This window comes from Catenulispora sp. MAP12-49 (genome assembly GCF_041262705.1).
Classification (GTDB): domain Bacteria; phylum Actinomycetota; class Actinomycetes; order Streptomycetales; family Catenulisporaceae; genus Catenulispora.
This window is the reverse complement of the sequence record NZ_JBGCCP010000081.1, coordinates 1-7288: the sequence shown is the minus strand read 5'-3', so window position 1 is coordinate 7288 and position 7288 is coordinate 1. Positions and strand designations below refer to the sequence as shown.

6 protein-coding genes and 2 pseudogenes are annotated in these 7288 nt (G+C 71.3%); 2 read left to right on the top strand and 6 right to left on the bottom strand.

The genetic code is table 11. The features are described 5' to 3' along the window. Positions 1–620: pseudogene (locus ABIA35_RS49320) on the top strand (IS5 family transposase); the annotation flags it as partial. 394 nt (positions 621–1014) lie between these two features. Then, positions 1015–1500, top strand: a complete 486-nt coding sequence (locus ABIA35_RS49315; protein ID WP_370347951.1) for a MarR family winged helix-turn-helix transcriptional regulator — start codon at positions 1015–1017, stop codon at positions 1498–1500. 109 nt (positions 1501–1609) lie between these two features. On the opposite strand, the gene ABIA35_RS49310 is transcribed toward ABIA35_RS49315, so the two are convergent. The 6 genes and pseudogenes from ABIA35_RS49310 to ABIA35_RS49285 all read right to left on the bottom strand — a co-directional run. Continuing rightward, a complete protein-coding gene (locus ABIA35_RS49310; protein ID WP_370347949.1) occupies positions 1610–3100 on the bottom strand; it encodes an alpha/beta fold hydrolase in 1491 nt (496 codons plus the stop codon). 60 nt (positions 3101–3160) lie between these two features. Then, positions 3161–3670, bottom strand: a complete 510-nt coding sequence (locus tag ABIA35_RS49305) for a nuclear transport factor 2 family protein (RefSeq protein ID WP_370347947.1) — start codon at positions 3668–3670, stop codon at positions 3161–3163. A gap of 44 nt (positions 3671–3714) precedes the next feature. Continuing rightward, entirely contained in the window at positions 3715–5187 is a 1473-nt protein-coding gene (locus ABIA35_RS49300) for a DHA2 family efflux MFS transporter permease subunit (RefSeq protein WP_370347945.1), read from the bottom strand. Positions 5188–5530: 343 nt separating this feature from the next. Then, a complete protein-coding gene (locus ABIA35_RS49295; protein ID WP_370347943.1) occupies positions 5531–5752 on the bottom strand; it encodes a hypothetical protein in 222 nt (73 codons plus the stop codon). Between the two features lie 105 nt (positions 5753–5857). Next, positions 5858–7096 (bottom strand): cytochrome P450, encoded by a 1239-nt coding sequence (locus tag ABIA35_RS49290; protein WP_370347941.1) that lies wholly within the window; start codon positions 7094–7096, stop codon positions 5858–5860. After that, positions 7093–7288, bottom strand: a pseudogene (locus ABIA35_RS49285) (hypothetical protein); the annotation flags it as partial. The gene ABIA35_RS49290 and the pseudogene ABIA35_RS49285, both read right to left, overlap by 4 nt.

Here is a 7288-nt window from a genome sequence, read left to right as displayed (position 1 = left end):
GGGATGACCTGCTGGCGGCGGCTTCGGGACTGGAACGCCGCCGGAGTCTGGCAGCGGCTGCACGAGCTGCTGCTTTCCGAGCTGCGCGGCGCGGGGCCGCTGGACTTCTCCCGCGCCGCGGTCGACTCCAGCCATCTGCGGGCGATGAAGGGCGGGCCGGCCACCGGCCCGTCCCCGGTGGACCGGGGCAAGACAGGCAGCAAGCACCACTTGATCGTGGAGGCCCACGGCATCCCGCTGGCCGCGATCACCACTGGCGGTACCGCAACGACGTCACCCAGCTGCTCCCGCTGATCCAGGCCATCCCGCCGGTGCGTGGCGTGCGCGGTCAGCCTCGGCGCCGTCCCCGGCATCTGTACGCCGACCGCGGCTACGACCACGAGTCCTACCGCGACCAGGCGCGCGCCCTGCAGATCACCCCGCACATCGCCCGCCGCGGCAGCGAGCACGGCTCCGGGCTGGGCGTGTACCGCTGGGTCGTCGAGGGCGCGATCGCGCTACTGCATTGGTTCCGCCGATTGCGCATCCGCTGGGAGATCCGCGATGACATCCACCAGGCCTTCGTCACCCTCGGCTGCGCCATCATCTGCTGGCGCCGACTCCGCACCACACTTTGTTAAGAGTCCTGCGGCGTTCGTCGCCGGCGGGCCGAATCCATGTCCAGAAAACGAAGAAGCCCAGCTGCCGATGACTTCCGTCACCACAACCGGGCCACTTTCGGGGCCAACCCTGTAGGCCAGGAAGCCAACCGCCTCGTCGGAATCCTGCACTGCTGCATCAACCCTGGTGCCCTCTATGACGGTGTCACCGCCTGGGCAAACCAGGCCGAACAAGTCATCGCTCGACAGACCCCGGGACCAGTACGCGTACCACGCGGACACGGACACGTTCCTGCGCGGGACGACGTTCTGGTCGTGGTTCGCGCCGAACACCGTGCAGACGTTCGAGGCCGGCGGCGTGTATCTGTGGGGCGGCACCGAAGATATTTGCGTCCGTGGCGCATACAATCTGGGTATGGAACGAGACCGAATCCTCAGCGAGATTGAGCGGGCCTGGGCGGCCCTGCTCCAACGGCGCAACCGCGCCCACCTTTACGGGGCCATGCTCAAGGCCGCCGGTCTGGATCTGGACGACGCGCTCTATCCCCTGCTCAGCGCCGTCGCCAGGATCTCCCCGGCCCGGGTGGCCGACGTGGCCGAGGCGGTGGGGATCGCGCACACCACGGCCAGCCGCCACCTGACCGAGCTGGAGAAGCGCGGCCTCGTCAAACGCAGCCCGGACCCGTCCGACGGCCGGGTGGCGATCATCGAGCTGACCGACGAGGGGACGCGGGCGGTGGCAGCGATGCGCGGCGAGCTGCGGCGGCAGATCGGCGCGGCCCTGGCCGACTGGCCGGACGAGCGGCTCGCCGTCTTCGCCCGCGACCTGGCCGCCTTCGCCGCGGCGCTGGGGATCGGCCCGGGCGGTCCGGACACGGGCGCCGACGAGCAAGACGGCTGAACCCGGCACAGCCGGACAGACTGAAGCGGGAGACGTGGGCCCACGTCTCCCGCTTCAGTCATTCAGTAGTGATTCGTTAAGTGATTCGGCGGCCTGCGGCCGCTGGCGGTCAGTCGCACATGGTCCCGACGGCCGGGAGCGTGCGGTCTATCAGGTAGTCGCTGGCGGTCCGCGCCGCGCAGGCGTCGGTGATGTAGACGCTGTAGTCGTCGCCTTCGACGGACAGGACGCGGCTGCCGGGCAGCTGGGCGGCCAGGCCGAAGGCCCAGGAGTAGGCGGACAGGGTCTGGTGGGTGGACTGGAGGATCAGCGCCGCCGGGGCGCCCTCGACCGGGGCGCTGGGGGCGGGGCTGTGGGCCGGCGCGGGCCAGCCGACGCAGTGGGTCGTGGCGGTCCAGGACTGGACGTGGCCGCCGAGGTGCGGCGAGGTATGCCGGGCGAGGGCTTCGAGCTGGGCGAGCTGGGGGTAGGTGGTGGCGGCGGGCGGCTCGTCGAGGCAGGAGACCGCCTGCATCTGGGTGTAGTCCAGGGTCTTGTCGAAGTCGTGGCTGAATCCGGTGGCGTCGCCGGCGAGGGCTTGGCTGATGGCTCCCGCCAGGGCCGGCCAGCCCGGCTCCTTGATGACCATGTAGTCCTGCGTGACCGCCTGGATCTCGCGGCCGGTGAGAGTCCGGTTCGTGCCCTTCACCGGGATGGGCGTGGCGTCGGCGCCGGCCACGAGCCGGTCGAAGACGGCGGCGACGTCCTTTCCGTGCAGGGCGCAGGAGTCGGTCGTGCCGCACCAGGCGACGAAGCGGTCGAAGGCCTGCTCGGCGGTCGCCATCTCCATCGCCACGTGCTCGACCGGAGGCAGGGTGTCGTCCTCGGCGGTGTCCAGGACCATGGTTCGCAGCCGCCCGGGGAACTCCTGGGCGTAGGTGCGGCCGAGCAGGTCGCTGTACTGGATGCCGTACCAGTTCAGCTGGCGCTCGTGCAGGGCGGTGCGCAGCCGGTCGAAGTCGCGCGCCGTGGTGCGCATGTCCATGTGGGTCAGCAGCGGTCCGTTCTCGCGCAGGCAGTCCGCCGCGAAGGCCTTGTTGTTCGCGACCAGCGCGTCGAACTGCGCCTGGCTGGGGGGCTGATCCGTGACGCCTGGCGCGATCGCCGGCCGGGTGCAGTGGATGCCCTGGCTGTGGCCGATGCCGCGCGGGTCCATGGCGACGACGTCGAACCGCTGGGCCAGCGGCGTGCCGGCGAGCCCGAAGCGCAGCGCGTACCGCAGCTGCTCGATGCTGGAGCCGCCGGCGCCGTCGTTGAGCACCAGGGTGCCGACGCGGTGGGCCTTGTCGGTCGCGGACCGGCGCACCATCGAGAGGGTGACCTGGGGCCCGCCGGGGTGAGCGTAGTCGACGGGGGCCTTCAGCGTGCCGCAGTCCATCCCGTGGAAGTCAGGATCAGTGCACGGACTCCAGGTGATGCCGGGTCCCGCGTAAGCCGGGGTGACGGCGTCGGCCGGCAGGGCCGTCACCGCCGCCCCGACCGCCGCGGCCGCCGCGGCGGTGATGGCGAGCCAGCGGCCGGACCTGGTGCGGGGGGACTTCGGCTGGGAAGAGGTGTTCATCGTCGTTTCCGATCTTCTTGGTGGTGGGGTTCCGGTTCGGATGAGTCGGTTCGGATGAGCTCAGTGCTGCGGGGTCCAGCCGGCGGGCAGGCCGGACTGGGCCAGGACGTCGGTGAGGCTGTAGAAGTCCTGGTCGGAAGTGATCTGGTGCGGGTCGCGGAGGTCGAGGAGGGTGGCCATCGGGACCGCGAACGGATGTGGGGCGCCCTTGAGGTGGCCGGCGTAGACCGCCTCGATCGTGATGTGGTCGCCGTCGCGGTAGGCGGCGCGCACGGTGACGTGGACTCCGTCGATGAGGTCGTCGGCGTGGGCCTTCCACCCGGCGATCCCCTCGCTGCCGTGGAAGACGGCGCCGACTCCGTGGTCGGTGTAGGTGCCGTCCGCGGTGAACAGGGCGCCGAGCGCGCCCGGCGCGGTGCCGTTCCAGGCCGCGGCCCAGGCGTCGACGATCTTCGGCAGGTGCCGGCTGGCGGAGGCGTCGGCGGTGCCGGCACCGGCGGTCGCGACCGCCGCGACGACGGCGGTGGTGCCGATCAGCGTGGCTATGGTCCGGGGCGAGTGGTGCTTCATTTTTCGGCTCCTTCAGATGAGTGGTTTCAGAGGGCTGAGTGGCCTCAGACGGCGACGGGCACGGGCCGCTCGGCCTCGTCAGCTGGAGCGGTCTCCAGGCCGGCGCCGGCCGAGGCGCCGCGCGGCAGCAACTCCGCGGCGGCGAGCGCGGCGGCCACGAGCAGGCCGGTGCCGACCCAGAAGGCGGTCTGGTAGCCGCCCGTCAGCGCGGACTTGACGGCGTGGCCGGCGGCCGCGAGGTGGCCGGTGCGGGTGGTGGCGACGGTGGCCAGGACGGCCAGGCCGACGGCGCCGCCGATCTGCTGGGAGGTGTTGATCAGCCCGCTCGCCAGGCCGACCTCCTCGCCGCTGACGCCCTCGGTCGAGGCGATGGTCAGCGGCACGAAGGCCAGGCCGAGGCCGGCGGCCACCAGCAGGGACGGGCCGAGCAGGCCGGCGGTGAAGCCGCTGTGCACGCCGATGCGGGTGAACCAGGCCATCCCGGCCGCGAAGACCAGGACGCCGGAGATCAGGACCGGCTTGGCGCCCAGGCGGGTCACCAGCGGCGAGGCGAGGCCGGCGGCGGCGACGAGCGCCACGCCGAGGGGCAGCTGGGCCAGGCCCGAGCGCAGCGGGCTGTACCCGAGGACCTGCTGCAGGTACATGGTGACGATGAAGAACATCCCGAACATCGCGGCCCCGATCAACACGCCGACGATGTTGGCGGCGCGCACTCCGGGCAGCCGGAAGATCCGCAGCGGGACCAGCGGGGCCGCGGCGCGGCGCTCGATCAGGACGAAGACGCCCAGCAGCACTACCGCGGCGCCCAGCAGGCCCAGGGTGCGGACCGAGGTCCAGCCCGCGGTGCCGGCCCCGACCAGGGCGTAGACCAGGGCGCTGAGCCCGCCGGTGACCGCGACGGCGCCGGGCAGGTCGATCCCGCGCTGCCCCGCCTGCCGGGACTCGGCCACCACCAGCGGCGTCAGCACGGCGGCCGCGAGGCCCACCGGCACGTTGACGAACAGCACCCAGCGCCAGCCGAGCGCGCTGGTGAGCACGCCGCCGAGCAGGACGCCGGCGGCGCCCCCGGACCCGGCGACCGCGCCCCACACGCCCATGGCCTTGTTGCGGTCCGCGCCTTCTACGAACAGGGTCGTCACCAGCGACAGCGCGGCCGGCGCGAGCAGCGCCCCGCCCAGCCCCTGGAGAGCGCGGGCGGCGATCAGCTCGGCCCCGGTCTGGGCCAGTCCGCCGGCCAGCGAGCCGACGGAGAAGACCAGCAGGCCGGCGATGAAGACGCGGCGGCGGCCGAGCAGGTCGGCCAGGCGGCCGCCGAGCAGCAGCGCCCCGCCGAAGGTCAGCACGTAGGCGTTGACGACCCAGGTCAGGCCGTCCTGGGAGAAGTCGAGGCCGCGCCCGATCGAGGGCAGGGCGATGTTGACGATCGAGGCGTCGAGGACGACGACGAACTGGGCGAGCGCTAGGAGCGCGAGTGCCCACCAGCGGCGTGATGAGGGGTTTTGGGCATGCTGGGACACGGGTTCTCCTTGAATTGAGTGATTGATCACTGACTGTGGAAGGGAAAGGGATGCCCGCGCGCGCGGCCGGGCCGCGGCTAGGGGTGATGAAGGGAAATGACGAGGCGACCGAGCGGATCGGTCGAGCCGGACAGCCGGCTCAGGGGAGCCACCGGAAGATCACGATGATGGCGCGGGACCGATGCGAGTCCCGATGGGCGCGCCGGCGGGATCGCCCCCCGGAGCTCTGCTACCCGTCACGCCTCGGCGGGCGACACGCGCCAGCCGATGTGCGTACGGACTGTTTCAAGATGCGTGGGCGTTCAGTCGCCCACGACACGACGGCCGAGTCGGCCCGCGGGGTTCACCTCGCCCGGGCGAGTTCCCGATCCCGGGCATCTCGGCGGTCGCGCCTCTGGTTGCCGTCGGAGCAGGCGTCGTGCATGATCGCCGTCCCCTCCCGGATCTGGTTGCCGAGGTGGGTGATGCGGGGTGCGGACTGTGCGCGGTCCGCGGTCTCCCCGTTGGTGGTCTGCCGATAGCCGCGATGGAAGTGGCTCTGGATGAAGATCGTGGTCCCGTCCATGACCCCAACTATATGCGTTCGTGGCGCATATATCTAGGCCCTGTCTCGGGCCTGGCGATTTGGCCCGCTCCGTCCGGCCGGCGCACGAGACCGGGGTGTCAGGGTTCAGACGCCGACGAGCTGCTTCCCTTCCCTGGAAAGGCTGAACTCGAGGTGAAGGGTCTTGGGGCCGCGGGTGTACAGGCCCGTCTCCTCGCGGGTGTCGTCGGCGGACACCGCGATGTCGTCCATGAGTTCCAGCAGCAGACCGGCGACGGTCTCGAGCTCGGCGCGGGCGTAGGCGGCGCCGATGCAGGCGTGGAGCCCGGTGCCGAAGGCCATGTGCGTGGCCGCCGCCGTGAAGGAGCGGTTGGCTCCGAGGTCGGTGCGTCGGAGGTCGAAGGTGTCGGGCGCGCTGAACACCGACGGGTCGCGGTTGGCGGCCGCGATCATGCTGAAGACCACGTCGCCCGCCGGGACCTCGGCTCCGGCGATGGTGACCGGCTCGATCACCAGCCGAGGAACCAGATGGACCGGGGGCGTGTAGCGGAGCGTCTCGGCCAGGGCCGCGGTGAGCAGGCCGGGATCGGCCCGGAGCATGGCGAACTGCTCGGGGTGGTCGGCGAGGTGCCGGAAGAGGTACGCGAGGGTCTTGTCGATCGGCTCCGTGGCCGCGAGCAGCACATTGAGACACAGCGCGACGACGTCCCGCCGCTCCATCCGGGCGTCACCCGCGGCCGTGCTGAGCACCGATATCAGGTCGCCGGCCGGATTCCGTCGCCGCTCCTCGATGAACGGCGTCAGGTACTCCTCAAGGAGCTCCCCGCACCGGACGCAGTGCGCCCGCTCCTCGTCGGTGAGAGCGAGGCTCGTGATGAACTTCGCGATGCCGGCGTGCCACTCGGCGACCTGCTCCCAGTCGTCGCGAGGCAGATCCAGGCTGTCGAGGGTGACCCAGACCGCCAGCTGCTTACCGAAGTCGTTCACCAGGTCGACGCGCCCGGTGTCCAGGAACGGCCGGATCAGCGTCGCGGCGTTGGCCCGGACCCTGGGCACCTGCGCCTTGAGCAGCGCCCCGGTGTACCCCTGGACGACCAGGCGCCGCTTCTGGTTGTGCTCCGCCCCGGTCATCTGCGCCAGGACCCGCCCCCGCATCACCGGCTCGGCCCGCTCGACGAGGGACTGCGTGGTGTAGACGGTGTCGTTGCGGAGGGCCCGCTCGACATCGGCGTACCGGCTGATGAAGTAGCCGATGCCCGGCTCCAGGTAGACCGGCTCGCTCTCGCGCAGGTAGGCGAAATGGGAGTAGGGATCCCTGTCGAACTCCGGGGAGAGGATGGATCCGGTTCGCAACACCACCGTCATGAGCCTTTCTGCGCGGGTCGCATGAAGCATACGAGCCCGGCAAGCAGCCGGGTCCCCGGCCGCATCGCAGCCGGGAAACCGGGTGAGGAGTGAGGATGCTCGACCTGCGGCAACAGCGGCTCGATCCGCTCCCACAGACCGTCCTCGACCTCCCACGGCCTTCGCCCGCTCTTCTTCGTCTCGGCTGTCCCA

Bases quoted from the DNA above. Each gene is read 5' to 3' on its own strand.
- ABIA35_RS49305 (WP_370347947.1), bottom strand. From the start codon at position 3,670: ATGAAGCACCACTCGCCCCGGACCATAGCCACGCTGATCGGCACCACC.
- ABIA35_RS49310 (WP_370347949.1), bottom strand. From the start codon at position 3,100: ATGAACACCTCTTCCCAGCCGAAGTCCCCCCGCACCAGGTCCGGCCGC.
- ABIA35_RS49295 (WP_370347943.1), bottom strand. From the start codon at position 5,752: ATGGACGGGACCACGATCTTCATCCAGAGCCACTTCCATCGCGGCTAT.
- ABIA35_RS49290 (WP_370347941.1), bottom strand. From the start codon at position 7,096: ATGACGGTGGTGTTGCGAACCGGATCCATCCTCTCCCCGGAGTTCGAC.
- ABIA35_RS49315 (WP_370347951.1), top strand. From the start codon at position 1,015: ATGGAACGAGACCGAATCCTCAGCGAGATTGAGCGGGCCTGGGCGGCC.